General features: G+C 71.7%; 20 protein-coding genes and 1 riboswitch. Of the genes, 11 read left to right on the forward strand and 9 right to left on the reverse strand.

Annotation, left to right across the window (positions count from 1 at the left end; all coding sequences use genetic code 11):
• Nucleotides 1–94: 94 nt before the first annotated feature.
• The 3 genes from ABZT74_RS17240 to ABZT74_RS17250 are packed head-to-tail and all read left to right on the forward strand — an operon-like array spanning nucleotide 95 to nucleotide 3,120.
• Nucleotides 95–1,120, forward strand: a complete 1,026-nt coding sequence (locus ABZT74_RS17240) for an iron chelate uptake ABC transporter family permease subunit (protein ID WP_356436095.1) — start codon at nucleotides 95–97, stop codon at nucleotides 1,118–1,120.
• A gap of 1 nt (nucleotide 1,121) precedes the next feature.
• A complete protein-coding gene (locus ABZT74_RS17245; protein ID WP_356435755.1) occupies nucleotides 1,122–2,234 on the forward strand; it encodes an iron chelate uptake ABC transporter family permease subunit in 1,113 nt (370 codons plus the stop codon).
• 4 nt (nucleotides 2,235–2,238) lie between these two features.
• A complete protein-coding gene (locus ABZT74_RS17250; protein WP_356435758.1) occupies nucleotides 2,239–3,120 on the forward strand; it encodes an ABC transporter ATP-binding protein in 882 nt (293 codons plus the stop codon).
• Between the two features lie 93 nt (nucleotides 3,121–3,213).
• On the opposite strand, the gene argB is transcribed toward ABZT74_RS17250, so the two are convergent.
• Both argB and ABZT74_RS17260 read right to left on the reverse strand, forming a co-directional pair.
• Nucleotides 3,214–4,041, reverse strand: a complete 828-nt coding sequence (gene argB, locus ABZT74_RS17255) for an acetylglutamate kinase (protein WP_356436099.1) — start codon at nucleotides 4,039–4,041, stop codon at nucleotides 3,214–3,216.
• A gap of 62 nt (nucleotides 4,042–4,103) precedes the next feature.
• The gene (locus tag ABZT74_RS17260; RefSeq protein ID WP_356435761.1) at nucleotides 4,104–5,051 is read right to left on the reverse strand and encodes a methionyl-tRNA formyltransferase; all 948 of its coding nucleotides are present in this window, start codon (nucleotides 5,049–5,051) and stop codon (nucleotides 4,104–4,106) included.
• Nucleotides 5,052–5,136: 85 nt separating this feature from the next.
• Between ABZT74_RS17260 and ABZT74_RS17265 the strand changes: the two genes are divergently transcribed.
• The 7 genes from ABZT74_RS17265 (at nucleotide 5,137) to meaB (ending at nucleotide 16,378) form a co-directional block, all read left to right on the forward strand.
• Entirely contained in the window at nucleotides 5,137–6,495 is a 1,359-nt protein-coding gene (locus tag ABZT74_RS17265) for a SidA/IucD/PvdA family monooxygenase (protein WP_356435764.1), read from the forward strand.
• A gap of 152 nt (nucleotides 6,496–6,647) precedes the next feature.
• Nucleotides 6,648–8,342, forward strand: a complete 1,695-nt coding sequence (locus tag ABZT74_RS17270; RefSeq protein ID WP_356435767.1) for an ABC transporter ATP-binding protein — start codon at nucleotides 6,648–6,650, stop codon at nucleotides 8,340–8,342.
• Entirely contained in the window at nucleotides 8,339–10,189 is a 1,851-nt protein-coding gene (locus ABZT74_RS17275; RefSeq protein WP_356435770.1) for an ABC transporter ATP-binding protein, read from the forward strand. The genes ABZT74_RS17270 and ABZT74_RS17275 overlap by 4 nt, the downstream gene beginning before the upstream one ends.
• On the forward strand, nucleotides 10,189–11,247 hold the full coding sequence (locus tag ABZT74_RS17280; protein WP_356435773.1) for an iron-siderophore ABC transporter substrate-binding protein: 1,059 nt from the start codon (nucleotides 10,189–10,191) through the stop codon (nucleotides 11,245–11,247). Before ABZT74_RS17275 ends, ABZT74_RS17280 begins: the two co-directional genes overlap by 1 nt.
• Nucleotides 11,248–11,418: 171 nt before the next feature.
• The gene (locus ABZT74_RS17285; protein WP_356435776.1) at nucleotides 11,419–13,227 is read left to right on the forward strand and encodes a methylmalonyl-CoA mutase family protein; all 1,809 of its coding nucleotides are present in this window, start codon (nucleotides 11,419–11,421) and stop codon (nucleotides 13,225–13,227) included.
• Nucleotides 13,227–15,398, forward strand: a complete 2,172-nt coding sequence (gene scpA, locus ABZT74_RS17290; RefSeq protein ID WP_356435779.1) for a methylmalonyl-CoA mutase — start codon at nucleotides 13,227–13,229, stop codon at nucleotides 15,396–15,398. Before ABZT74_RS17285 ends, scpA begins: the two co-directional genes overlap by 1 nt.
• Nucleotides 15,395–16,378 carry a methylmalonyl Co-A mutase-associated GTPase MeaB gene (gene meaB, locus ABZT74_RS17295; protein ID WP_355879678.1) on the forward strand — a complete coding sequence of 328 codons (984 nt, stop codon included), beginning with the start codon at nucleotides 15,395–15,397 and terminating at the stop codon, nucleotides 16,376–16,378. Before scpA ends, meaB begins: the two co-directional genes overlap by 4 nt.
• Here meaB and ABZT74_RS17300 read toward each other — a convergent pair.
• Nucleotides 16,375–18,846 (reverse strand): PAS domain S-box protein, encoded by a 2,472-nt coding sequence (locus ABZT74_RS17300; protein WP_356436102.1) that lies wholly within the window; start codon nucleotides 18,844–18,846, stop codon nucleotides 16,375–16,377. The two genes, meaB and ABZT74_RS17300, sit on opposite strands and share 4 nt — an antisense overlap.
• Here ABZT74_RS17300 and ABZT74_RS17305 point away from each other — a divergent pair.
• Entirely contained in the window at nucleotides 18,782–19,444 is a 663-nt protein-coding gene (locus ABZT74_RS17305) for a hypothetical protein (protein ID WP_356435782.1), read from the forward strand. The two genes, ABZT74_RS17300 and ABZT74_RS17305, sit on opposite strands and share 65 nt — an antisense overlap.
• Before the next feature lie 503 nt (nucleotides 19,445–19,947).
• On the opposite strand, the gene ABZT74_RS17310 is transcribed toward ABZT74_RS17305, so the two are convergent.
• From ABZT74_RS17310 to ABZT74_RS17335, 6 genes are all read right to left on the reverse strand, one after another.
• A complete protein-coding gene (locus tag ABZT74_RS17310) occupies nucleotides 19,948–20,706 on the reverse strand; it encodes a CbtA family protein (RefSeq protein ID WP_356435785.1) in 759 nt (252 codons plus the stop codon).
• A 21-nt stretch (nucleotides 20,707–20,727) separates the two neighbouring features.
• Nucleotides 20,728–20,949 carry a CbtB-domain containing protein gene (locus ABZT74_RS17315; protein WP_355879669.1) on the reverse strand — a complete coding sequence of 74 codons (222 nt, stop codon included), beginning with the start codon at nucleotides 20,947–20,949 and terminating at the stop codon, nucleotides 20,728–20,730.
• 40 nt (nucleotides 20,950–20,989) lie between these two features.
• Nucleotides 20,990–21,136: riboswitch (cobalamin riboswitch) on the reverse strand.
• Between the two features lie 108 nt (nucleotides 21,137–21,244).
• The gene (locus ABZT74_RS17320) at nucleotides 21,245–22,345 is read right to left on the reverse strand and encodes an enoyl-CoA hydratase/isomerase family protein (RefSeq protein WP_356435788.1); all 1,101 of its coding nucleotides are present in this window, start codon (nucleotides 22,343–22,345) and stop codon (nucleotides 21,245–21,247) included.
• Nucleotides 22,346–22,569: 224 nt separating this feature from the next.
• Nucleotides 22,570–23,571, reverse strand: a complete 1,002-nt coding sequence (locus tag ABZT74_RS17325; RefSeq protein WP_356435791.1) for an ABC transporter substrate-binding protein — start codon at nucleotides 23,569–23,571, stop codon at nucleotides 22,570–22,572.
• 9 nt (nucleotides 23,572–23,580) lie between these two features.
• The gene (locus ABZT74_RS17330; protein ID WP_356435794.1) at nucleotides 23,581–24,348 is read right to left on the reverse strand and encodes an ABC transporter ATP-binding protein; all 768 of its coding nucleotides are present in this window, start codon (nucleotides 24,346–24,348) and stop codon (nucleotides 23,581–23,583) included.
• Entirely contained in the window at nucleotides 24,348–25,418 is a 1,071-nt protein-coding gene (locus ABZT74_RS17335) for an iron ABC transporter permease (RefSeq protein WP_356171774.1), read from the reverse strand. The genes ABZT74_RS17330 and ABZT74_RS17335 overlap by 1 nt, the downstream gene beginning before the upstream one ends.
• Nucleotides 25,419–25,522: the final 104 nt, after the last annotated feature.

Here is a 25,522-nt window from a genome sequence, read left to right on the forward strand (position 1 = left end):
CTAACCAAAAGGCCCTGGTCTCGGCGATCCCCCACTCGCCCACTACGATTAAGGTCTGCCTAACCTAAGGGAGTTGGCCGTTGGAGACCGCAAGGTGACCGGGGGCAAGCACGTCCGCCCGGTCCTTCTCGTGGCGTCGCTGAGCACCGTGCTGATCGTGCTCTGTCTGCTGTCGGTCGCCGTCGGCGCGGCCGGAATCCCGCTGGACGAGGTGGTCCGGGCGCTGTTCGGTCACGCGCCCAGCCGGCTGGTCGACAACATCGTCTGGACCGCACGGGTCCCCCGCACCACGCTGGGGCTCGCGGCCGGCGCCGCACTGGGCCTGGCGGGCGGGCTGATGCAGGCACTGACGCGCAATCCGCTCGCCGACCCCGGCGTTCTCGGCGTGAGCGCCGGCGCCTCCTTCGCCATCGTGGTGGCCGTCGGGGTCTTCGGGTTCGGGTCGTTCTACGGATACGTCTGGTTCGCCTTCGCCGGGGCCCTCGCGGCGAGCGTGCTGGTGTACGTCCTCGGCAGGCTGGGCCGGTCCGGTCTGACCCCGGTGAAACTGGCTCTCGCCGGAATCGCCGTAACCTCGATGCTGTCCTCCCTGACGAGCGCGATCGCCCTCACCGACCCGGACGCCCTGGACCGCTACCGCTTCTGGTCCGCGGGCTCCATGGCCGACCAGGACGCCGCCACCGTCTGGCGGATCCTGCCGTTCCTCGCGGTGGGCACGCTGCTGGCGCTGGCCTGCGCCCCGGCCCTCAACAGCCTCGCGCTCGGCGACGACGTGGCGGCATCGCTCGGGCGACGGCTGGGGCTGGTCCGGCTCCAGGGGGTCGCCGCGGTCACTCTCCTCACCGGCGCGGCTGTCGCGGTCATCGGCCCCGTCGTCTTCATCGGGCTCGTCGTCCCGCACATCGCCCGGGTACTCGCCCGCTCCGCGGGACTGGGCCCCGACCACCGCTGGCTGCTGCCGCTCTCCGCGGTGCTGGCCCCTTGTCTGCTGCTGACCGCGGACATCGTCGGACGGATCGTCGCCCGGCCCACCGAGGTCCAGGCCGGTGTGATCGTCGCCTTCATCGGAGGCCCATTCTTCATCGCCCTGGTCCGACGCCAGCGCCTGGCGGAGGTGTGACATGACCGAGCCCGCGGCACGGACCGTCAACTCCCGTTCCGGACAAGCCGGTTCTCTCCCGCTGTCCCTTCCTCCGGAGTTCCGCGCCTATCGCCTCACCGTCCCGCCCGTCTCAGGGATCGTGCGGCCCCGTCTGGTCGCCCTGTGCATGGTCCTGGGCATCGGCACCTTCCTGCTGTTCTGCTGGGGCCTGACGATCGGCGACTATCCGATCGCCTTCACGGACGTCGTACGCGCCCTGGGCGGCGCCGGAGATCCCGGTACCGTGCTCGTCGTCCAGGACCTGCGGCTGCCGCGGGCCCTCGTCGGCCTGCTCAGCGGCGTCGCGTTCGGCATCTCGGGCGCGCTGTTCCAGACGATGACCCGCAATCCGCTGGCCAGCCCCGACATGATCGGCCTCACCCAGGGAGCGGGCACCGCCGTGGTGGCGGGACTCGTGCTCGGCTGGGACGCCGGCCTCGGCACCCAGACGCTCGGCCTGTTCGGGGCCCTGGCCACGGCCCTGCTCGTCTACCTGCTGGCCTGGCGGCGCGGCACCACCGGCTACCGGATCATCCTGGTCGGCATCGGCGTCTCGTGGATGTGCGCGAGCGCCACGGACTACCTGATGGCCAAGGGCGGGCGCTTCGAGGCACAGGCCGCCCTCGGCTGGCTGGTGGGCAACCTCAACGGCCGCACCTGGGACGAGACCCGGCCCCTCGCCGTCGCCCTGGCGGTCCTGCTCCCGGCCTCGCTGCTGCTCGGCCGGCTGCTCCGCACGCTCCAGCTCGGCGACGACGTGGCCACCGGCCTCGGCACCCGGGTCCAGTCCGTCCGCCTCGCCATCCTGCTCACCGGCGTCGGCCTGATCGCGTTCGCCACCGCCGCGGCCGGGCCCGTCGCCTTCGTCGCGCTCGCGGCCCCGCAGATCGCGCAGCGCCTGGCCCGTACCGCCTGGCCGCCCACCGTCGCCTCAGGGCTCACCGGCGCCCTCGTGGTCCTCGGCAGCGACCTCATCGCCCGCACGCTCATCTCCGGCACGGAACTCCCGGTCGGCATCGTCACCGGCGTCCTCGGCGCGCCGATCCTGCTCTGGCTGCTCGTCCGCGCCAACCGCGCGGGTTCAGGAGGTTGATCCCATGTCGGCTGATCCCCTTTCGGCGGAGTCCCCGCCGACCGACCGTACGCCGGCCACGGGCCCGGACCTGCGAGCCGACGGCCTGCGGCTGGCTTACGACAGCCGTGCGGTCGTCGACGGCCTGGACCTCGTCGTGCCGCCGGGCCGCATCACCGCGATCGTCGGTGCCAACGCGTGTGGCAAGTCCACGCTGCTGCGCGCGCTGGCCCGCCTGATGGCACCGCGCGCCGGGAGCGTCCAGCTCGACGGGCGGGCCCTGCAGTCCATGCCGTCCAGGGAACTCGCCCAGCGGCTCGGCATCCTGCCGCAGAGCCCCGTCGCACCCGAGGGCCTCACCGTCATCGACCTGGTCAACCGCGGCCGTTCACCGCACCAGACCTGGTGGCGGCAGTGGTCGCGGGCGGACGAGCAGGCCGTACGGCAGGCCCTGGCCGCCACCGACATGACCGACCTCGCGGACCGGCCGGTCGACGAACTCTCCGGCGGGCAGCGTCAGCGTGCCTGGATCGCCATGGCGGTCGCGCAGGGGACCGAGGTACTGCTCCTCGACGAACCGACCACCTATCTGGACCTGGCCCACCAGATCGACGTGCTGGACCTGATCACCGACCTCAACCGCCGGGAACACCGGACGATCGTGATGGTGCTGCACGACCTCAACCAGGCCTGCCGGTACGCCGATCACGTCGTCGCCATGAAGTCGGGGCGGATCGTGGCCGAGGGCTCCCCCGCCGAGGTCATCACGGTGAAGACCGTCGAGGACGTCTTCGATCTCAACTGCCGCATCACCACGGACCCGGTCAGCGACACCCCGCTGGTCATCCCCATGGGACGGCACCACGGAGCCCTCACCCCGGAGCCCGCGGCACAGGGCGCGGACTGAGCGCACGCGCCTCCCCACCTTGGGAGGAGAGGCGCGTGCCCGCGTCCGGTCGCGCGGGGTACCCGCCCTCGCGCGACCGGTCCCGACGAGCCCCTACGGTGTCCCGTCCGGCACGATCGTCGTGCCGGTCCCGCGGTCGCCCGACAGACCGTCGAGCAGGGCGTGCGGCACCCGGCCGTCGAGCACCCGGGCCGCTCCCACTCCGGCGCGCACGGCCCGCAGGCACGCCTCCATCTTGGGCACCATCCCGCCGGCGAGCCTGGGCAGCAGACCCTCCAGTTCGCCCGCGGCGAGCCGGTCGACGACCCGCTCGCTGTCCGGCCAGTCCGCGTACAGGCCTGGCACGTCGGTCAGGACGACCAGCGCGTCGGCTCCGAGCGCGGCGGCGACCGCTCCGGCGGCCGTGTCCGCGTTCACGTTGTAGACCTGACCGTCCTCGCCCCGGCCCACGGACGAGACCACCGGAATGTGCCGGTGCTCCAGCAGCAGCCCGAGAACAGCGGTGTTGACCCGGGCCACGTCACCGACGAGGCCGATGTCCACCCGCTCACCGCCCACTTCGGCGAACCGTTTGACGGCGGTGAGCGTGCGGGCGTCCTCTCCGCTGAGGCCGACGGCGTACGCGCCGTCCTCGTTGAGCAGTCCGACCAGCTCCTTCTGGACCTTGCCGGAGAGCACCATCCGCACCACGTCCATGGTCTCCGGCGTGGTGACCCGAAGCCCGTTCAGGAAGGCGGACTTGAGGCCGAGCAGGTCCAGGTGGGCGCCGATCTGCGGGCCACCGCCGTGCACCACGACGGTGCGGACACCGCCGCGGCGCAGGGTGAGGACGTCCTGGGCGAAGGCCCGCCGCAGCGGCTCGTCGGCCATCGCGTGGCCGCCGTACTTCACGACGACGGTGCGGCCCTCCAGGCCCTCCAGTCGCTCCCGGTCCTCCTGGCGTTCCCCCGGCGCGGTCCGGTCGGCGAGCCCGGGCAGGGCGCTCACGGACGGGCGGTGAGGTAGCCGCCCATGGTCCGGAAGTAGTCGGTGGCCGCGTGCTCGGTGCCGTCCTCGGTGCGCACGCGTCGGACCAGCAGCCCACGCAGCCGGCCGTTGCGGGTCTCCGCGCCGGCGACGATCACGATCCCGTCCCCCTCACGGATGAAGATCCGTCCCGGGGTGCCGCCGTAGCAGCCCCGTGACACCGACGCCTCGACGATGCGCAGGCGTTCCCCCCGGTGGTGGGTGAAGGCGTTGGGGTACGGGTCGGACTGGGCGCGCACCAGACGTTCGAGGTCCTCGGCGGGCCATGTCCAGTCGATCCGGCTGTCCGCCGGGGACCGCTTGTGGAAGAAGCTGGCGCGGCTGCGGTCCTGCGGTATCCAGTGGGCCCGGCCGGACGCGATCAGGTCGAGGGACTCGGTCACCACGGGCGTGATCAGGTCCACGGTGCGGTGGAACAGGTCGGTGACGGTGTCCGCGGGGCCGACCGGGACGGCCCGCTGCAACAGCACGTCACCCGCGTCGAGTTCGGCGTTCATCCGGTGCGCGGTGACGCCGACCTCGCGCTCGCCGTTGATCAGCGCCCAGATGAGGGGCGAGAAGCCCGCGTAGGCCGGCAGCAGCGAGTCGTGGATGTTGAGCGTGCCGTGCGGAGGGAGGTCGAAGACCTCCGGCGGCAGCACGGTGCGCCAGTTGTTGGCGACGATGATGTCGGGCTCGGCGGCCCGCAGGGCGGCCAGGAGTTCCGGGTCGTCGGGCCGGTTGCGCAGCAGCACCGGGATGCCGTGCTTATCGGCGAGGTCGGCCACGGAGTCGTCCCAGATCTTCTCGTAGGCGTGCTCGCTCTTGGGGTGGGTGACCGCCAGAACCACCTCGTGGTCGGACTCCAGCAGAGCCTGGAGCGTGCGATGCCCCCAGGTCTGGTAGCCGAACATGACGACCCGCATAGTCGATCCTCTCTTGGAGACCACCATTGCAAGGTAAGGCTAACCTTATTTACCATCAGGGGCGCCCAAGGGAAGGGAAGTTGCGGTGAACGCACTGCACGACGAACCTGACGCCATACATGACGTGATCGGGATCGGTTTCGGACCGTCAAATCTCGCACTGGCCATCGCCATTGAGGAGCACAACGCCGGAGCAACACCCGAGAACCGGATCCGCGCGGAGTTTCTGGAGCGTCAGCCCTCCTTCGGCTGGCACCGCGGCATGCTGATCGACGACGCGACGATGCAGGTGTCCTTCCTCAAGGACCTCGTCACGATGCGGAACCCGACCAGCGACTTCACGTTCCTCTGCTTCCTGCGGGAACGCGGCAGGCTGGTGGACTTCCTCAACGCGAAGACGCTCTTCCCGTTGCGGATCGAGTTCCACGAGTACTTCGAGTGGGCAGCGGCCCGGCTCGCGCACCTCGTCGGCTACGACTCCGAGGTGCTCGCGGTGGAGCCGGTGACGTCCGACGACGGCGAGGTCCGCTGGTTCGACGTGACGAGCCGGGTACCCGGATCACCGGAGCGCACGGTGACCCGGCGGGCCCGCAACATCTCGGTGGCCGTCGGACTGGAACCCCATCTGCCGCCGGGTACCGCGCTGTCGGACCGCGTCTGGCACAACAGCGAGCTGGTGCCTCGTGTGGCCGAGTTGGCCGAGTCGGGAGCCCCGGTCGGCCGCATCCTGGTGCTCGGCGCGGGACAGAGCGGTGCCGAGGCGGTCGACTACCTGCACCGGTCCTTCCCGGACACCGAGATCTGCGCGGTCTTCGCGAAGTACGGCTACACCCCGGCCGACGACAGCCCGTTCGCCAATCGGATCTTCGACCCGGAGGCGGTGGACGTCTACTTCCGGTCCGCCCCCGAGGTGAAGCAGTCGCTGGTCGACTACCACCGCAGCACCAACTACTCGGTGGTCGACATGGACCTCATCGAGTCGCTGTACGCCACCATGTACCGCGAGAAGGTCCTCGGCCGGGAACGGCTGCTGCTGCGCAACGTCTCCCGCATCCGCGACGTACAGGCCCGGGACGACCGGCTGGACGTCACCGTGGAGTATCTCCCCACCGGAGAACGGGAGATCATCTCCTCGGACCTGCTCGTCCACGCGACCGGCTACCGCCCCCGGGACCTGGACGCACTGCTGGGCCGGGCCTCGAAGCTCTGCCTGCGCGACGACAAGGACGCCGTCCTCGTCGGCAGGGACCACCGGGTCGAGTTCACCCCCGAGGTGACGGCCGGCATCTACGTGCAGGGCGCGACCGAGCACACGCACGGTCTCACCTCCACCCTGCTGTCCACCACGGCCGTGCGTTCGGGCGAGATCCTCGACTCACTGCTCGCCCACCGCGCGGGCGACGCGGCCGCGCGGACCGACCGCCCCACCCCAACCGCCGCATAGGCGAAAGCAGTTGGAATCGGGAGGGACGGCATCGCCCCACGTGCCGCCCCTCCCGGCGCGGGGGCGATCCCTTTCCCTCCCCCACAGGACCTCAGCTCCAACTTAAGGTAGCCTCACCTAAGTTTTCAGCGTCCTTTCCCGGAGGGGTATGGATGAGTGCTGCACATCCGTCGGGGCGCGGCGTCCTGAGGGCCTCGGTCACGGAACAGCGCGGACGGGTGGCGCTCAGTGCCCTCTTCGGCTCCGGGCACCAGATCGGCGAGGCCCTCGTCCCCGCTCTCATCGGCGTCGTCATCGACCGCGCCGTCACCAGGTCCGACACCGGCGCCCTCGTCCTGTGGCTCGGGGTCCTCGCCGCGGTCTACGCGGGGCTGGCCGTGAGCTTCCGGATCGGCGCGTGGTCGGGCGAACTCGCCGCCGTGCGCGCCGAACACTCCCTGCGCGTCACCCTCGTCCGCCGGGTCCTGAACCCCGGCGGGGGCGCCGAGAAGGGCAGGCTGCCCGGCGCGCTCGCCAACATCGCCACCGAGGACGCCAAGCGGGTCGGCGCCGTCAACATGGCCCTCACGCTCGGGTTCGCGGCGCTGGTGGGCATCGCGACCTGCGCGGTCGTGCTGCTGCGCACCTCGGTCCCCCTCGGCCTCGTGGTCCTCGTGGGCACTCCGGTACTGCTGTGGCTCGGGCACCTGCTGAGCAAGCCGCTGGAGACCCGCAGCGAGGCCGAGCAGGAACAGGCCGCACACGCCTCGGCCATCGCCGCCGACCTGGTGGCAGGGCTGCGCATCCTCAAGGGCATCGGCGGCGAGTCGGCTGCGATCGAGCGCTACCGCGCCACCAGCCGCGACTCCTTGCGTGCCACCCTGCGGGCCGCCCGCGCGCAGGCCTTCCAGAGCGGCGTGGTCCTCGCGCTGACCGGCTGCCTGATCGCCGCCGTCGCCCTGGTCGGCGGACGGCTGGCCGCCGAAGGCAGCATCAGCCTGGGCCAGTTGGTCTCCGCGGTGGGTCTCGCCCTCTTCCTCATCGGCCCTCTGGAAGTCCTCGCCTGGGTCAACGCCGAACTCGCCCAGGGCCGCGCCTCGGCCACCCGCATCGCGGAGGTACTGGCCACCGCGCCCGCCGTCACCGCCGGCGGCGGTCCGCTGCCGAACCCGGTACGCGGCGCCGTACGGCTCACCGGACTCCGGCACGGCGGTCTGCGGGGCGTCGACCTGGACGTCGCCCCCGGCGAACTCCTCGGCGTGGTCGCGACCGACCCCGCCGACGCCGCCGATCTGCTGCGCTGCCTGAGCCGCCAGGTCGACCCCGACGCCGGATCGGTCGAACTGGACGGCGTGTCCTTGCGCGATCTGGACCCGGCCGGCATCCGTACGGCCGTACTCGTCGCCGAACACGACGCGGACCTCTTCGAGGGCACCGTCCGCGGCAACGTGACCGCCGCCGCCCCCGACGCGGCGACCCCCGAACCGGCGATGAGCGCGGCCGGGGTGACCCAGGTGTCCGAGACCCTCCCGGACGGCGAACACACCGCGGTCAGCGAACAGGGCCGCTCCCTCTCGGGCGGGCAACGCCAACGGGTCGCCCTCGCACGCGCGTTGGCGGCCGACCGGCCGGTCCTCGTTCTCCATGAACCGACCACGGCGGTCGACACCGTGACCGAGGCCCGTATCGCGTCCGGCATCCGCGACCTCCGCAAGGGCCGCACCACCGTTCTCGTCACGACGAGTCCCGCCCTCCTCGCCGTCACCGACCGGGTGGCGCTCGTCCACGACGGCCGGGTCACGGACACGGCCCCGCACGCCGAGCTGGTGCGGCGCCACGAGATCTACCGCTCGGCGGTACTGACATGAGCGGCACCACGGCGGACCGGAACGAGGAAGCCATGACCGCCCGAGAGCTCCTTCCCACCGCAACCCCGGCCAGGACCCGCGCCACCGTGCGGGAACTCACGCGGCCGTACGGCCGGTTGGCGCTCGGCTCCTTCGCGACGATGGTCGCGGCCACCGCGGTGGGGCTGCTCGTCCAGCCGTTGCTCGGACACATGGTGGACCTCGTGGCCGACCGGCGGCCACCCGGGGATCTCACTCTGCCGGTCGTCCTGCTGGTCGTGGTCGCCCTCGTCCAGGGCGGCACCACCGCGCTCGGGCTGTCCCTGGTGTCGCAGCTCGGCGAGAGCGTGCTCGCCCGGCTGCGCGAGCTGTTCGTGGACCGGGCCCTGCGCCTGCCCCTGGAGCAGGTCGAGAAGGCCGGTACGGGAGACCTCAACGCCCGCGTCACGCGGGACGTGGCCCGGGTGGGCGAGGCCGTCCGCTCCGCGCTGCCCGAACTGGCCCGTTCCGTCCTGGCCATCGTGCTCACCCTCGCGGCGATGACCGCACTCGACTGGCGCTTCCTGCCGGCCGCCCTCGTCGCCGTACCCGTCCAGGCACACACCGCGCGCTGGTATTTGCGCAACGCCGTGCCGTTGTACGCCCGGGAGCGCGTCGCCACCGGCGCCCAGCAGCAGCAACTGCTCGACACCATCTCCGGCGCCGGCACCGTACGGGCGTACCGGCTGGAGGAGGAGCACACCGGTCACGTGACGGAACGCTCCTCCGCGGCCGTCGAGTTGACGATGCGCGGGGTCAAGCTGGTGCTGCGGTTCTACAACCGGCTGCACATCGCGGAGTACTCGGGGCTCGCCGCCGTCCTCGTCACCGGGTTCCTGCTGGTCCGCGCCGGATCCGTGTCCATCGGTACGGCGACCGCCGCCGCCCTCTACTTCCACAGTCTGTTCACGCCGGTGAACTCGGCTCTGGTGCTCCTCGACGACGCCCAGACCGCCACCGCCGCGCTGAACCGGATCGTCGGAGTGGCGGACCCGGAGCCCTCCGAGGCCGGACCCGCGGCCGCCGTTCCCGGGCAGCCCGGCCCCGCGGACGACGAGCCCGGCACGGTCACCGTGACCGGCCTCCACCACGCCTACGAGCCCGGAAGGCCCGTCCTTCGGGACGTGAACCTGACGCTGCGCACCGGGGAACGGGTGGCCCTCGTCGGGCCGAGCGGCGCGGGGAAGACGACCCTCGCCAAACTCATCGCGGGCGTGCACCGGCCGACCGGCGGTTCGGTCCGGCTGGCCGGCTCCGGACTCCCCGACGGCGGGCTGCCGGTCGCGCTGGTGACCCAGGAGACGCACGTCTTCGCCGGGCCGCTCGCCGAGGACCTGCGGCTGGCCCGGGCCGCGGCCACCGACGAGGAGCTGCGCACCGCGCTGGCCCTGGTCGACGCGCTCGGCTGGGTCGAGGCACTGCCCGAGCGCCTCGGCACGATCGTCGGCGAGGGCGGGCACCGCCTCACCCCCGCCCAGGTGCAGCAACTCGCCCTGGCCCGACTGGTCCTGGCAGATCCGCCGGTGGCCGTGCTCGACGAGGCGACGGCCGAGGCGGGCAGTACCGGCGCCCGCCTCCTGGAAAAGGCCGCCGCCCGGGCCGTCGAGGGCCGTACGGCCCTCGTCGTCGCCCACCGCCTCACCCAGGCCGCCACAGCGGACCGGATCGTCGTCATGGAGGACGGCCGGATCGTCGAGAGCGGCCCCCACGACGAGCTGTGCGCGGCGGACGGCACCTACGCCTCGCTCTGGCAGGCCTGGTCCGGCACGCGCGCGACGCCCGAACACCCCCCGCACACCATCACCGCTCCGAACCCGAAGGACCACTGATGCTCGGCTCTCTGAGAGGCACACGGCTCGCCGCGGCGCTCGCCTCGGCACTCCTGCTCTTCGGCACCGTCGCGGCCTGCGGCTCCTCGGACGGCTCCGAGGCCGGTTCCGAGAAGCCCGCCGCCTCGGACAATGCCTTTCCCGTCACCATCGCCCACAAGTACGGCAGCACCACCGTCAAGGCCGAGCCACAGCGGATCGTCACGGTCGGCCTGACCGACCAGGACTCCGTGCTCGCCCTCGGCAAGGTGCCCGTCGGCACCACGGAGTGGCTCGGCGGTTACCAGGGCGCCATCGGCCCCTGGGCCACCGACAAGCTCGGGGACGGCAAGACCCCCACCGTCCTGAAGGACACCGGCACCGGCCCGCAGACCGAGAAGATCGCGGCCCTGCACCCCGACCTGATCCTCGCGGTGTACGGCGGCCTCACGAAGGCGCAGTACACGACCCTGTCGAAGTTCGCCCCGGTGGTGGCCCAGCCCAAGGAGTACAACGACTTCGGCGTGCCGTGGCAGAAGCAGACCGAGATCATCGGAAAGGCGCTCGGCCAGGAGGCGAAGGCCGCATCGGTGGTGGACGGGGTCGAGGCCGCCTTCAAGGCCGCCGCCGCGAAGAACCCGGCGTTCGGCCGGTCCAAGGGTGTCGTGGCCACGCCGTACGAGGGCACCTTCGTGTTCGGCAGCCAGGACCCCCGTTCGCGCGTCCTCACCGACCTCGGCTTCACCCTCCCTGCCGATCTGGACAAGGTCATCGGGGACGAGTTCGGCGCCAACATCAGCAAGGAGCGCACCGACCTGCTGGACACCGACGCGATCGTCTGGATCGCCGGGGACCCTGCCAAGGACGAGGCGAAGCTGCACAAGGACGCCCTGTACGGCGACCTGAAGGTGGCGCGGCAGCAGCGTGAGGTCTACATCAAGGAGAGCAGCGACTACGGCAACTCCGTCTCCTTCGTGACGGTGCTCAGCCTGCCGTACATGCTCGACCGGCTGGTGCCCCAGCTGGCCGCCGCCGTCGACGGCGACCCGGCGACGAAGGTGCCCGCCCCCTCCGCGTGACACCTCCCGACCCGGGCGTCCCACCGGGGCCGGGAGCACCGCCGGCCGCGCTCCCGGCCCCGCTCCGCACCCCCGCCGGGGGCCCTGAGATCTGGATCACCGAAGCCAAGAGGCCAAGGTCACAGGCGCCGCCTCTGCTGCCGCTCAAGAACTCTGGCCTAGCATCCGAGCATGACAGTCCTGCCCAATGACGGGCTCGCGCTGGCCGCCGAGTTCCCGTCCGCGACCCATGACCAGTGGCAGCTCCTGGTGGAGGGCGTGCTGCGCAAGTCGGGCAAGGAGGTCTCGGGCGCGTCTGCCGAGGACGCGCTGTCGACCTCCTTGGAGGACGGGCTCCGCACCAAGCCCCTGTACACCGCGCGCGACACGGCACCCGATCCCGGCCTCCCCGGATTCGCCCCCTTCGTGCGGGCGGCCCGCCCCGAGGGCAGCACCGCCGGCGGCTGGGACGTACGCCAGCGGCACACCGCAGGCGACAACGCGCTGGTGCTCGGCGACCTGGAGAACGGCGTCACCTCCCTGTGGCTGACCGTCGGCGAGGGCGGGATTGCGCTCGGATCGCTCGCCCGCGTGCTCGACGGCGTCTACCTGGACCTCGCGCCGGTCGCCCTCGACGCCGGCCAGGACACCGAGGCAGCGGCGGCGGAACTGCTGCGACTGTACGAAGAGCGCGGTGTCGCGCCGGGTGCCGTCCGGGGCAACCTCGGCGCCGACCCGCTCGGCCACGAGGCCCGCACGGGCGACCCGATGGACTTCGTCCCCGTCGCCCCGCTCGCCCGTCGGTGCACCGAGGACTACCCGGGACTGCGCGCGCTGACCGTGGACGCGCTGCCGTACCACGAGGCCGGTGGATCGGCCGCGCAGGAACTGGGCGCCTCCCTGGCGACCGGCGTCGCCTACCTGCGGGAACTGACCGGGTCCGGACTGACCGTCGAGCAGGCCTGCGCGCAGCTGGAGTTCCGCTACGCCGCGACCGCCGACCAGTTCCTGACCATCGCCAAGCTCCGGGCGGCGCGCCGGCTGTGGGCGCGGGTCGCCGAGGCGTGCGGTGCGCCGGCCGCGGGCGCTCAGGTGCAGCACGCCGTGACCTCGCCGGTGATGATGTCCCGCCGCGATCCGTGGGTGAACATGCTGCGGACGACCATCGCCACGCTGGCCGCGGGTGTCGGCGGCGCGGACGCCGTCACCGTCCTTCCCTTCGACCACGCCCTCGGCCTGCCCGACGCGTTCGCGCGCCGCATCGCGCGCAACACCTCGACGATCCTCATCGAGGAGTCCCACCTCTCCCGGGTCATCGACCCCGCGGGCGGCTCCTGGTACGTGGAACGGCTGACCGACGAACTCGCGGGCGCCGCCTGGGAGTTCTTCCGTTCGATCGAGCAGGACGGCGGCCAGGCGGCCGCGTTGCGCTCGGGCCGGCTCGGTGACGAACTGGCGGAGACCTGGGCGGCGCGCTCGGCGAAGCTCACCAAGCGGCGCGAACCCATCACCGGCGTCAGCGAGTTCCCTCACCTCGCCGAGCGCCCGCTGGAACGCGAACCGGCCCCGGCCCCGCCGTCCGGCGGCCTGCCCCGGGTCAGGCGCGACGAGGCGTACGAGACACTGCGGGCCCGCTCCGACGCGCACCTCGCCGCCACCGGCTCCCGGCCCCGCGTCTACCTGGCCACGATCGGCCCCGCCGCCGCTCACTCCGCGCGGTCCACCTTCGTCTCGAACCTCTTCCAGGCCGGCGGCATCGAGCCGGTCACGGACGGCGCCTTCGAGGACAGCGGAGCCACCGAGGCCTGCATCTGCTCCAGCGACGCGCTCTACGAGGAGCAGGCCGCGAGCACGGCCGAGGCCCTCGCGGCGGCGGGAGCCCGGCACGTGTTCCTCGCCGGCCGTCCCGGGCAGTACCCGGGTGTCGACTCCTACGTCTTCGCGGGCTGCGACGCCGTCGCCGTCCTCTCCGCCACGCTCGACCGCATGGGAGTGTCCTGATGGGAATCCCCGACTTCTCCGGGATCGAACTGGGGACACCCGTCGCCGACGGCACCGCCGAGGAGTGGAGCGCCGCCGCGGCGAAGGCCACGGGCGGCGAGGCGCTCTGGGAGACCCCGGAGGGCATCGCGGTCAAGCCGCTGTACACCGGGCGGGACACCGAGGGCCTGGACTTCCTCGACACCTACCCGGGCGTCGCGCCGTACCTGCGCGGTCCGTACCCGACGATGTACGTCAACCAGCCCTGGACGATCCGCCAGTACGCGGGATTCTCCACCGCCGAGGAGTCCAACGCCTTCTACCGCCGCAACCTCGCGGCCGGCCAGAAGGGCCTGTCGATCGCCTTCGACCTGCCCACGCACCGCGGCTACGACAGCGACCACCCGCGCGTGACGGGCGACGTCGGCATGGCGGGCGTGGCCATCGACTCCATCTACGACATGCGGCAGCTCTTCGACGGCATCCCGCTGGACAAGATGACCGTGTCGATGACGATGAACGGCGCCGTGCTGCCCGTTCTCGCGCTGTACATCGTGGCGGCCGAGGAACAGGGCGTACCGCCCGAGAAGCTGGCCGGGACCATCCAGAACGACATCCTCAAGGAGTTCATGGTCCGCAACACCTACATCTATCCGCCGAAGCCGTCGATGCGGATCATCTCCGACATCTTCGCCTACACCTCGCAGCGGATGCCGCGCTACAACTCCATCTCGATCTCCGGGTATCACATCCAGGAGGCGGGCGCGACGGCCGACCTGGAACTGGCGTACACGCTCGCGGACGGTGTGGAGTACATCCGGGCCGGCCGCGAGGCCGGTCTCGACGTCGACGCGTTCGCGCCGCGGCTGTCCTTCTTCTGGGCGATCGGCATGAACTTCTTCATGGAGGTCGCCAAGCTGCGGGCGGCGCGCCTGCTGTGGGCGAAGCTGGTGCGGCAGTTCGACCCGCACAACGCCAAGTCCCTTTCCCTGCGCACCCATTCGCAGACCTCCGGCTGGTCGCTGACCGCGCAGGACGTGTTCAACAACGTGACGCGTACGTGCGTGGAGGCCATGGCCGCCACCCAGGGCCACACCCAGTCGCTGCACACCAACGCCCTGGACGAGGCGCTGGCCCTGCCCACCGACTTCTCGGCGCGGATCGCCCGCAACACGCAGTTGCTGCTCCAGCAGGAGTCCGGCACGACCCGGGTCATCGACCCGTGGGGCGGCAGCTCGTACATCGAGAAGCTGACGTACGACCTCGCGCGCCGGGCCTGGCAGCACATCGAGGAGGTCGAGGCAGCGGGCGGCATGGCGCAGGCCATCGACGCCGGCATCCCCAAGCTCCGGATCGAGGAGGCGGCGGCCCGTACCCAGGCCCGTATCGACTCCGGCCGCCAGCCGGTCATCGGCGTCAACAAGTACCGGGTGGAGACCGACGAGAAGATCGACGTCCTCAAGGTCGACAACTCCTCCGTGCGCACGCAGCAGATCGAGAAGCTGCGGCGGCTGCGGGCCGAGCGCGACGAGGGCGCGTGCCAGGACGCGCTCGACGCGCTGACACGCGCGGCCGGTGGCGAGGGCAACCTGCTGGAGCTGGCGGTGAGCGCCGCACGCGCCAAGGCGACGGTCGGTGAGATCTCCGACGCGCTGGAGAAGGTGTACGGGCGGCACGCGGGCCAGATCCGTACGATCTCCGGGGTGTACCGCAACGAAGCAGGGGAGTCCCCGTCCGTGGACCGCACCCGCACGCTGGTGGACGCGTTCGAGGAGGCCGAGGGCCGCCGTCCGCGCATACTGGTGGCCAAGATGGGCCAGGACGGTCACGACCGCGGCCAGAAGGTCATCGCCACCGCGTTCGCCGACCTCGGCTTCGACGTCGACGTCGGCCCGCTGTTCCAGACGCCCGCCGAGGTGGCGCGCCAGGCGGTGGAGGCGGACGTGCACATCGTGGGCGTCTCGTCACTGGCCGCCGGGCACCTCACGCTGGTTCCGGCGCTGCGCGAGGAGCTGGCTGCGGAGGGCCGCGAGGACATCATGATCGTGGTCGGCGGGGTGATCCCGCCGCAGGACGTTCCGACGCTGCTGGAGATGGGCGCGGCGGCCGTGTTCCCGCCGGGGACCGTCATCCCGGACGCGGCCCACGACCTCGTCCGGCGGCTGGGGACGGACCTCGGGCACGAGCTGTGATCGGACTCGACACCTATGTCAAGGGCGTGCTCGAGGGGCGGCGGGCGCTCATCGCCCGCGCCATCACCCTCGTGGAGTCCACCCGCCCCCAGCACCGGGCGCTGGCACAGGAGTTGCTGACCGAACTGCTCCCGCACAGCGGCACGGCCCGGCGGATCGGGATCAGCGGGGTTCCGGGGGTCGGCAAGTCGACGTTCATCGACGCGTTCGGCACCATGCTGACCTCGCTGGGACACCGGGTCGCGGTGCTCGCCGTCGACCCGTCGTCCAGCCGTACCGGCGGCTCGATCCTCGGCGACAAGACGCGGATGGAACGGCTGGCGGTGGATCCGGACGCGTTCATCCGCCCCTCCCCCACGGCCGGAACGCTCGGCGGGGTCGCCAAGGCGACCCGGGAGTCGATCGTGGTGATGGAGGCGGCGGGGTACGACATCGTGCTCGTGGAGACGGTCGGGGTCGGCCAGTCGGAGACCGCCGTCGCGAACATGGTCGACTCCTTCCTGCTGCTGACGCTGGCCCGCACCGGGGACCAGTTGCAGGGCATCAAGAAGGGTGTCCTGGAACTGGCCGACGTGATCGCCGTCAACAAGGCGGACGGCCCGCACACCCGCGACGCGCAGTCGGCGGCACGTGAACTGACCGGCGCCCTGCGGCTGATGCACGGCAGGGACGCGGCCTGGACGCCGCCCGTCCTCAGTTGCAGCGCCCGCGAGGGAGCGGGCCTGGACACCGTCTGGGACCGGCTGGAACAGCACCGCACGCTGCTCGAGTCCTCCGGGCGGCTCGCCGCCAAGCGCCGGGACCAGCAGGTCGACTGGACCTGGACGATGGTCCGCGACGAGCTCCTCGGCCGGCTGCACGCCGACCCGGAGGTCCGCGCGCTGGCCCCCGACCTCGAACGGCAGGTGCGCGAGGGGTCGTTGACGGCGACCCTCGCCGCCGAGCGGATCCTCAGGACCTTCCGCGGCGAGGACCGCTAACGCTCCGGTCGGTGACCGGCGCGAGTCCGTTCCTCCTCCACCGGGCACTCGGTCCGCGGCTCGGCCGACACCCCTTTCGCGGCGGACGGCGGCGCGGGCAGCCGGAGAGTGAACCAGATGGTCTTCCCGTGCGTCTCGGACCGGGTCCCCCAGTGGTCGGCTAGCGCGTCGACGAGGAGCAGGCCACGGCCGGACTCGTCGTCGTCGGCCGGCGCGCGCAGCCTCGGCGGCAGAACGCCCGCGTCCGTGACTTCGACCGTGAGTTCCCACGCCGACCGGTGGATGTGCAGGCTGACCGGACTCCGGCCGTGCTGGACGGCGTTGGTGACGAGTTCGGACACGAGGAGGCGGGCGGTCTCGTCGGGGTGGTCCCACTGCCACGTGCGCCAGGTACTGCTGAGGAAGTCCCGCCCGATGGCCGCCGCGCGTGCGTCGAGAGGGAGTTCCACGGTGGCGGTCGCCGCGGGCAGCCGCGTGATGAGGAGCGTGACGTCGTCGTCGTCGTCGTGGTCGGCCGGATCGGGGATGAAGGTGCTCACCAGATGGTCGGCGATGTCCTCGGTGGTGCGGTTGTCGGCGAACCCGGCCTGCAGCTCGGTCTCGAGCGTCTTGAGTCCGGTCTCGAGGTCGTGGTGGTGCGACTCGACCAGACCGTCCGTGTAGAGGACCAGCGCCGAGCCGGCCGGCACCTCGACCGTGGTCTGCCGGTGGGGGACACCGCCGACGCCGAGGGGAACGCTGATGGGCGCCTGAACCTGGCGCACCTGCGTGTCGGGAGTGACCAGCAGAAGGGGGAGATGGCCCGCCGAACAGAGCGTGATCTCGTTGCGCACCAGGTCGACGACGAGATAGCAGCACGTCACGATCTGGTCGGCCAGGTCCTGGACGACCGTGTCCAGCGCCTGCATCACCTCCTGGGGCGACAGCCGGGCCTTGGCGAGTGCGTGCGCGGCGGGCCGCAACTGGCCCATGACCGCGGCCGCTTCGAGGCCTCGGCCCATGACGTCGCCGACGAGGATGCCGACCCTTCCCGGGGCCAGCGGAATCAGGTCGAACCAGTCGCCTCCCATCCCCGCCCCCTGCACCGAGGGAAGGTAGCGGACGGATGTGGGAATCGCCGGGAGCTGGGGCGGCAGGGTCATCAGACCCCGCTGGAGCGTGGACGCGATCGTGCGCTGCCGTTCGTACTGCTGACGGCGGCGCGCCTCCTGTCGCTTGCGGTCACTGATGTCCCGGATACTGGCCGAGGTGCCCACCACGGTGCCGGTGTGGTCCACGGTCGGCCAGACCGTGAGTTCCACATCGATCAACCGGCCGTCCTTCGTCCTGCGGACGCTCTCGAAGTGGTCGATCCTGTCGCCGTCACGCAGCCGTAGGAGGAGCTGGGCCGTCTCGTCCTCCCGGCCCACGGGCAACAGAATGTCCGCACTCCGGCCGATCGCCTCGTCCGGCCGGTAGCCGAAGATGCGCTGGTCCGCCGCGTTCCAGAAGGTGAAGGTCCGGTCGGACGCGACCGACACCATGGCGTCCTCGCAGGACTCCACCATGGCCGCGAGTTCGATCAGCTGGCTCTCCGCGCGGCGGCGGGCCGTGACGTCGCGGATGGAGGCGATCACCACCACGCCCTCGTCGGTCCGCAGCGGGTTCAGCGCCGTCTCGACGGGGAATTCCTCACCGTTCTTGCGCCGTCCGTGGAGCCTCGGTCCTCCGCACAGCGGTGAGGCGACGGGCGAGTCGACGAAGGCCGTCCGGTGGGCGACGTGGGCGCGATGCCGATGCTCCGGCACGAGCAACTCGACGGTCCGGCCGAGCAGTTCGTCGCGGCTGTAGCCGAACATCGTCTCGGTCTGAGCGTTCACCAGCACGATGCTGCCCGACCGGTCGACGATGACGACGGCGTCGGGTGCGGCTTCCAGCAGGGCTCGGAACCGCTGCTGAAGGCGTTCCTGTTCGCGCTGTGCCTCGGCACGCTCGGTGATGTCGGTGGAGACGCCTCCCACCGCGTAGGTCTCGCCCGTTTCGTCGGCCACCGGAAAGAGGCTGGTCAGAAAGCGGCGGGCGGTTCCCTCCTCCGACGTCCAGGTGGATTCGAACTGGATGGCCCGCCGGGACGCGCTGGCCAACTGGTCCCTGTGGCCGACGGGGCCGGGCAACGGACCGGACTCCGTGGGGTCCGCCGTCGGACCGGCTCCGCTGCCGAAGACCCGCTCGAACTGGCTGTTGGCGGCCAGGTGGCGGCCGCGGAGATCTCGGAGGAACACGATCGCGGGGGTGTGGTCCATGACGGTGCGCAGCTGCGCGTACGCCCGAACGGCCCGCTCGGCGCGGGAGCGGCCCTGCTCCAGCCGGTCCGCCGTGGCCAGCGCCAGGAAGACCAGGGTCCCGGTGACGACGATGTTCCCGGTGACCAGCAGCGTGAAGCCGAGCCGGGTGCCGTACCAGCCGAGATCGTGCCCTCTCAGCCCCAGCCAGCCGAGTGCCGGCCACCATCAGGGTGACCACGAGCATGCGTTGCCCCAGCACCGCCGTGGTGCTGTCCTGTGTGACCAGCCGGGCCGGGCCGCCCCCGGGCCGCGCCAGGAAGCTGCCGATTCCGAGCAGCGTCAACGCGATCGCGGTGGGCAGCGCCATTCCCGTGTACTGACCGAAGCGCTCGAGCTCGGACACCTCGTTGACGAAACCGTAGAGGCGCAGCAGGCCGATGAGCGCGACCACGAACGAGACGATCTGCGCGATGCCGGACGCCCGACGACGGCTCGCGAGGAGGACCAGCTGGGCCAGGGACTCCAGGGCGATGCCCGTGGCCGTGTTCAGGGCCATCCGCCCGGGAGGCACCACGACGGGCGCGCCGCCCCGGTCGAGGAACAGCAGTTGGTCGACTCCGAGGTCGAGGCCGAGTCCGTATTCCAGAAGCGTCGTCCCCGCGATGACGGCGGCCGTCGCGGCGCAGACGCCGACGGCGGCCCGCAGCCGGGGCCCAGGCTGCGGGTGGGCCAGTCCGTGGAGGCCGAGGGACAACAGCAGCAGGCACACCGCGCTGTTGGGCTTCATGACCGCCTGTTGTGAGACGAAGCTCTTGAAGGCCCCCACCTCGAACACCCAGCCGGCAAGTCCCAGAATCGATACTGCAAGGGCGCCGGCTGCCGCCGCCACGGCAGTTCTTCGAGCGACAGCCACCGCGGGTGAGGCGGGTACGGTCCAACGCGCCCGCGGACTGTCGACGATCCGCTGTCCAGAACTTTCCAATGCGCCGTTCTCCTGGCCTGTCGGTACGGGACGCGACCCCCGGTGTTCCTCGCGGGCCCACCCGTCTCGCGGCCGCTCCTTCCGACGGCAGGCGTACGGATCACGGGCCGACAAGCCATCGGCCGAGCCAGGGGAGAAACGCTAGCCAGCATTGCCGGTCTTCACCTGGGAAGATGCCAAATTCCACTCAATAGGAACCAGTGGTCCACTTTTGACCGATACGGATCGCCTCGCGCCGACCGGCTGTGACGGACGAACGAGGCCCCGCGCAAAGCGAAGGGCTCCCACACACGTGTGTGGGAGCCCTTGGCGTTGCCGGGGTCTCAGCTCGCGGCCGGCACCGACCGCCCCGAACCGACGGCTGCGGGCTTCGGGTTCAGCAGGCGCTCGGCCAACTCACCGAAGACCAGGCCGAATCCGCCCCACAGAGCCGCCTGGATCGCTAGGGCCGAGAGCCGGAACCGCCACAACAGGGTGGCCGGGAAGTCCGCGGGCACCTCGTTGATCACGGGCAGGAACTCGTAGGCCAAGCCGATCACGACGGCGAAGGCGGCGACCGCCGCGACGGTCGCGTACCAGGTGCCGATCCTCGGGGCGAGCCGCTTGCCGACGAGGGTGGCGGCGACGGCCAGCAGCACGCTGAGGACCATCATCAGGAAGTACAGGGTGGTCCGCTTGCCGATGGTGTCGGCGTCGCCGACCGACGGCGGATTGGCCGGGTACTTCAGGAACGGCACGACGTAGACCGCCAGCAGCGCGGTGCCCGACAGCAGCAACGCGGTCGCCCGCGCGCTGAAACGGCCCACGCGGCCGAGGGCGAAGCAGTAGGCGAGCGCGGCGATGCCGCCGAAGGCGATGCCGTAGAGCAGGACACCGGTGGCCAGGCCGGCGGTGGACTGCAGGCTGCGGGAGACGAGTTCGACCTCGTGCTCGTGGGCGTGTGCGTGCGCCTCCTCGAAGCCGATGGCGCTGTCGACGCTCGGTTCACCGAGGAAGTAGGCGACCACCAGCGCGAGCACGCCGGCCGCGAGGCCGGCGAGCATGCCGCGTACGAGCAGGTTTCTTACCGTTGCGGAGTTCATGAGTGTGCTCTGTCCCTCGCGTCAGTGGCAGGGGAAGCCGAGCAGGTGGCGGGCGTCGTGCACCCATTCATGGACGTTCTCGCCGGAGACGACGGCGGTGGCGCCCTGTTCCGCGCCGACGAAGTAGAGCAGGACCAGCATCAGGATGCCGAAGAAGACCGCCCAGGGAGCAATCGCCTTCAGCGGCAGCTTGGCGGGTACGACGGGGGTGGTGGCTGTCGGCTGGGCGACGGTCTGCGCCATGGCAGGACCTCCTCGGGAGTTCGCGTCCCATCTCGGTGGTGCACTGGATGACGTCTACGGGTCTGACTTGCGAGGCGTCCAGCGTGCTGGAGCGTCTCGTTCACAGTGGCGCGACCGTGCCGGATTTCCCACCGGCTTCCGTCCTGACGTCATCGTTATCGGACCGACCGTACCGCGTGGCGAGTACATGGCCAAGACCGCGCCACCTGGCGTGATCTTCCTCTCGCACCAGGTGACCCGTGCGCGGTGACGGTGTGTCAACGGCGCGCCCGGCCTCGCGGTCCGGCCGGAGCCGTCACATGCCCGCTCCGCCCGCCTCCGTGGCGATGCCGGTCACCGCGAGCCCGAGTTCGTGTTCGCCGAGCGGGGCGAAGAAGCGCTCGACGTCCTCGTCGGTCACCTCGGCGAGCGTGGCCGGAGTCCAGTGCGGGTCGCGGTCCTTGTCGATGATCTGCGCACGGACGCCTTCCACCAGGTCGGGAGCGGCCAGGAACGCGCACGAGACGCGGTACTCCTGGTTCAGGACGCTTTCCAGCGGACCCGCTCGACGGGCACGGCGCAGGGAGGCCAGGGTGACCTTCAGCGCGGTGGGCGATCGGCTGAGCAGGGTCTCCGCCGCCTCCTTGGCAGCGGGATCCCCGAAGGCCTCCAGGCGTCGGAGGATCTCCTCCACGGTGTCGGCCGCGTAGCAGGTGTCGATCCATTCCCGGCAGTCCGTCAGCGCGGCGTGGGGCGGTTGCCGCGTGTGACCGGCCAGGACCTCCCGCACGGGCCGGTCCGCCAGTTCGGCGAGGAACGCGGGCAGGCCGGCGGAGGGGACGAAGTGGTCGGCGAGGCCGCACAGCAGAGCGTCGCCGGCGGTGCCCGAGGCGCCGGTCAGTGCGAGATGGGTGCCCAGCTCGCCCGGGGCGTGGGCCAGCAGGTGAGTGCCTCCGACGTCGGGCACGAAACCGATACCGGTCTCCGGCATGGCGATCCGCGAGCGCTCGGTGACGATCCGGACGCTGCCGTGCGCGGAGATGCCGACGCCGCCGCCCATGACGATGCCGTCCATGACGGCCACGTACGGCTTGGGGTAGCGGGCGATGCGGGCGTTGAGGTGGTACTCGTCGCGCCAGAACGCGGCGGACGCGCTGCCGTCCCCGTCACGCGCGTCGTCGTGGACGACGCGGATGTCCCCGCCCGCGCACAGGCCCCGCTCTCCGGCTCCGGTGATGACGACGGTCTCGACCGCCGGATCGTGTTCCCAGGCGGTGAGGGCCCGGTCGACGAGGTGCACCATCTCGTGGTTCAGGGCGTTCAGCGCCCTCGGCCGGTTGAGGGTGATGTGGGCGGCCCGTCCCTCGGTGCGCACCAGGACGGAGGGTTCGGCGGCGTGTTCCGCGGTGCCGTTCATCCGGGGACCTCCGTCGGGACGTTGGCCACGATGTCGTGCATGATCTCGTTCGTTCCTTCCGGGGCCGGGTGGAGAGCGCAGCTCGGTGACGATCTTCTCAGCGCCCGCGACGGCCGGCGGAGCCGGTCCCGCCGAGCGGGTGCGGGGCGCGGTCGGGGACCGGGTACCCCGGGTGGTCGCGGGGGGGCGGAACCTTCCGCGGGCGGCGGCCGGACGCCGGGAGTTCAGCGTGTCCGCACCGTCCGCAGGTACGCGCCCAGCCGTGCGACGGCCGAGGGGTTGCGGGGGCTCTCGACGAGGTCGGCGTAGTCGAGGACGAAGACGCGCCGGTTCTTCACGGCCGAGACGTCGCGCAGCGGCGGGTGGTTCAGCAGGAACGTCCTCTTCTGCTCGGCGCTCGTGTCCCCGTAGTCGCAGATCACGATCACGTCCGGATCCCGCTCCACGACGGTCTCCCAGCCGACGGTGGTCCAGGAGTCCTGGACGTCGTGCGTGATGCTGACCCCGCCGGCCTCGCTGATGATCTGTTCCGGCGCGGCGTACCGGCCGGCGGTGAAGGGGGTGTCCTGGCCGCTGTCGTACAGGAAGACCTTCGGCCGGTCCGCACCCCGGGGTGCCTTCGCCCGTACGTCGGCGATCCGCTTCTTGAAGCCGGCGACCAGCGCGGCGGCCCGGTCCTCCACACCGAACAGCTTCCCGAGGTTGGTGAGGTCGGCGTAGAGCGCGTCGAGGGGCGGCATGATGCCGCGGGCGGAACCCGAACGGCCGTTGTGGCAGGACTCGGTGAGGACGTAGGAGGGGATGCCTAGCTTCTTCAGGGCGCCGGGGGTGAAGCCGTCGTCCTCACGGAAGCCGTAGTTCCAGCCGGCGAACACCAGGTCGGCGCGGGCGGCGAGGACGTTCTCCTGGGTGAGCTGGTCCTTGGAGAGCCACTTCACCTTCTCGTAGCCCTCCTTCCAGGGCACACCGGTCAGGTCGCCCTTGTCGTCGGGCATGGCGAACCCGGCCATGCGGTTCTCCAGGCCGAGCGCGAACATGATCTCGGTGATGCCGACGTCGTTGGTGACCACGCGACGCGGAACCCGGTCGTAGGTGATCTTGCGGCCGCAGTTGGTGAGGGTGACGGCCGAGGACCCGGCGTCGTCGGAGGTCTCGACGTGCGCGCCGCAGCCGGATGCCGCGACGGTGGCGGCGAGACAGAGGGCGGCGGTGAACGGTCGGCGCATGGGTGTTCCTCAGGAGGTGGTCGGAAGGAGGTCGAAGAGGAGCTGCACGGCGCCGGTGACCGGATGCCGTACGGGATGGGCGCGGACGCCGAACACCTCGGCCAGCAGCTCGGGTCGCAGGACGTCCAGCGGCCGCCCCGACGCGACGATCCGGCCGTCCGCGATGACGTACAGGACGTCGCAGTGCGCGGCGGCGAGGTTCAGGTCGTGGAGCGCCGCCAGCACCGTCGGGCCGCTGTCGCGGACCAGTGCGAGGACGTCCAACTGGTGGGCTATGTCCAGGTGGTTGGTGGGTTCGTCCAGGACGAGGACCCGGGGGCGCTGGGCGAGTGCGCGGGCGAGGAGGACGCGCTGCTTCTCACCGCCGGACAGGGCGAGGAATCCGCGGTCGGCGAGATGGGCGACGCCCGTGCGGTCCATGGCGCCGGCGCAGATCGCCCGGTCGTCGGCTGCCGTACGGTTCCGGTGCGGGAGCCGGCCCATCCCGACCACCTCGGCGACCGTGAAGTCGAACTCGGCCGAGGACTCCTGGGGGAGAGCCGCCAACACTCGGGCGGCTGCCCGCGCATCCATGGCGTGCAGGTCCTCGCCGTTCAGCCGGACCACTCCCCCGGCGGGCCGCAGCGCGCGGTAGACGCACCTCAACAGGGTCGACTTCCCGCTGCCGTTGGGGCCGACGAGTCCGACGAACGCCCCGCTGTCCGCGACGAGCCGGATGTCGTGGAGGAGCCGTTCCGTGCCCGCGTCGGCGGAGAGTCCCTCGATGTCGAGGCGCATCAGTGCCCACCGAACGCGTAGCCGCCGCGCCGCATGAGCAGCAGGAAGGCGGGCACGCCGACCACGGCGGTGATCACACCGACCGGCAGCTCGGCGGGGGCGAGGAGCAGGCGGGAGAGCACGTCGGCCCACACGAGCAGCACCGCGCCGGCCAACGGTGCGACGGCGAGCACCCGCCGGTGGTCCGCGCCCACCAGCATCCGTACGACGTGCGGCACCATCAGTCCGACGAACCCGACGGCGCCGCTGACGGCGACCACGGTGCCGGTCACCGCGGCCGTGACGAGGAACAACTCCCCGCGCAGCCGGGCCGGTCGGACGCCGAGAGCGGCGGACGTCTCGTCTCCCATGGCGAGGGCGTTGAGCGACTCGGCCCGGAGCCTGAGCCATGCCCAGCCGACCGCCACGGTCACCGCGGCGACGGGTAGTTGGGCCCAGGTCGCACCGCCCAGGCTGCCGAGCAGCCACATCATCGCCGACCGTGCCGCCTCGCCGCGTGCGGCCCCGAACACCATGAGCGTGGTGAGCGCCTCGAAGCCGTAGGCCAGCGCGGTCCCGGTGAGGATCAGCCGCAGCGGGGTGAGGCCGTGCGGAGACCGTGCCACCGCGTAGACCAGGACCATGGCCGCGAGGGCGGAGGCGAACGCCGACACCGACAGTGCCCACACGCCCAGCCCGGCGAACGCGCCGAGCAGGATGACGGCGTTGGCGCCCACCGCCGCGCCGGAGGAGATGCCCAGGACGAAGGGGTCGGCCAGGGCGTTGCGGACCATGGCCTGCACGGCCACACCGACTGTCGCGAGCCCCGCTCCGACGACCGCGCCGAGCACGACCCGTGGGAGCCGGATCTCCGAGACGATGGTGTAGGCGGCGGCGTCTGAGGCGTGCACCGTCCCGCCGGTGGCACCGGCCCACAGGAGGCGCAGGACGGTGGTCGTCCCGATCCCGGTCGCGCCCAGGGCGACGCCGCAGGCGAGGGACAGCAGGAGCACGACCGCGAGGCAGCCGAGGAGCGGCGTCAGGGGCAGCCGGCCGCGGACTTCGCCCCGGGTCCGGCCGGGTCGGGGTATCGGAGTCGTGGTGGTGCGCACGGGGCGGTCCTTCGCCTGGGGCCGCCTGGTGAACCGAAACAGGTGAACAGCCCGTACGGCGCGCCGGCCGTGCGGTCCCCTGT

Source organism: Streptomyces sp. NPDC005302, from assembly GCF_040607345.1.
GTDB lineage: Bacteria > Actinomycetota > Actinomycetes > Streptomycetales > Streptomycetaceae > Streptomyces.

Bases quoted from the DNA above. Each gene is read 5' to 3' on its own strand.
- ABZT74_RS17245 (WP_356435755.1), top strand. From the start codon at position 1,122: ATGACCGAGCCCGCGGCACGGACCGTCAACTCCCGTTCCGGACAAGCC.
- ABZT74_RS17250 (WP_356435758.1), top strand. From the start codon at position 2,239: ATGTCGGCTGATCCCCTTTCGGCGGAGTCCCCGCCGACCGACCGTACG.
- ABZT74_RS17260 (WP_356435761.1), bottom strand. From the start codon at position 5,051: ATGCGGGTCGTCATGTTCGGCTACCAGACCTGGGGGCATCGCACGCTC.
- ABZT74_RS17270 (WP_356435767.1), top strand. From the start codon at position 6,648: ATGAGTGCTGCACATCCGTCGGGGCGCGGCGTCCTGAGGGCCTCGGTC.
- ABZT74_RS17275 (WP_356435770.1), top strand. From the start codon at position 8,339: ATGAGCGGCACCACGGCGGACCGGAACGAGGAAGCCATGACCGCCCGA.
- ABZT74_RS17280 (WP_356435773.1), top strand. From the start codon at position 10,189: ATGCTCGGCTCTCTGAGAGGCACACGGCTCGCCGCGGCGCTCGCCTCG.
- ABZT74_RS17285 (WP_356435776.1), top strand. From the start codon at position 11,419: ATGACAGTCCTGCCCAATGACGGGCTCGCGCTGGCCGCCGAGTTCCCG.
- scpA (WP_356435779.1), top strand. From the start codon at position 13,227: ATGGGAATCCCCGACTTCTCCGGGATCGAACTGGGGACACCCGTCGCC.
- ABZT74_RS17310 (WP_356435785.1), bottom strand. From the start codon at position 20,706: ATGAACTCCGCAACGGTAAGAAACCTGCTCGTACGCGGCATGCTCGCC.
- ABZT74_RS17315 (WP_355879669.1), bottom strand. From the start codon at position 20,949: ATGGCGCAGACCGTCGCCCAGCCGACAGCCACCACCCCCGTCGTACCC.
- ABZT74_RS17320 (WP_356435788.1), bottom strand. From the start codon at position 22,345: ATGAACGGCACCGCGGAACACGCCGCCGAACCCTCCGTCCTGGTGCGC.
- ABZT74_RS17325 (WP_356435791.1), bottom strand. From the start codon at position 23,571: ATGCGCCGACCGTTCACCGCCGCCCTCTGTCTCGCCGCCACCGTCGCG.
- ABZT74_RS17330 (WP_356435794.1), bottom strand. From the start codon at position 24,348: ATGCGCCTCGACATCGAGGGACTCTCCGCCGACGCGGGCACGGAACGG.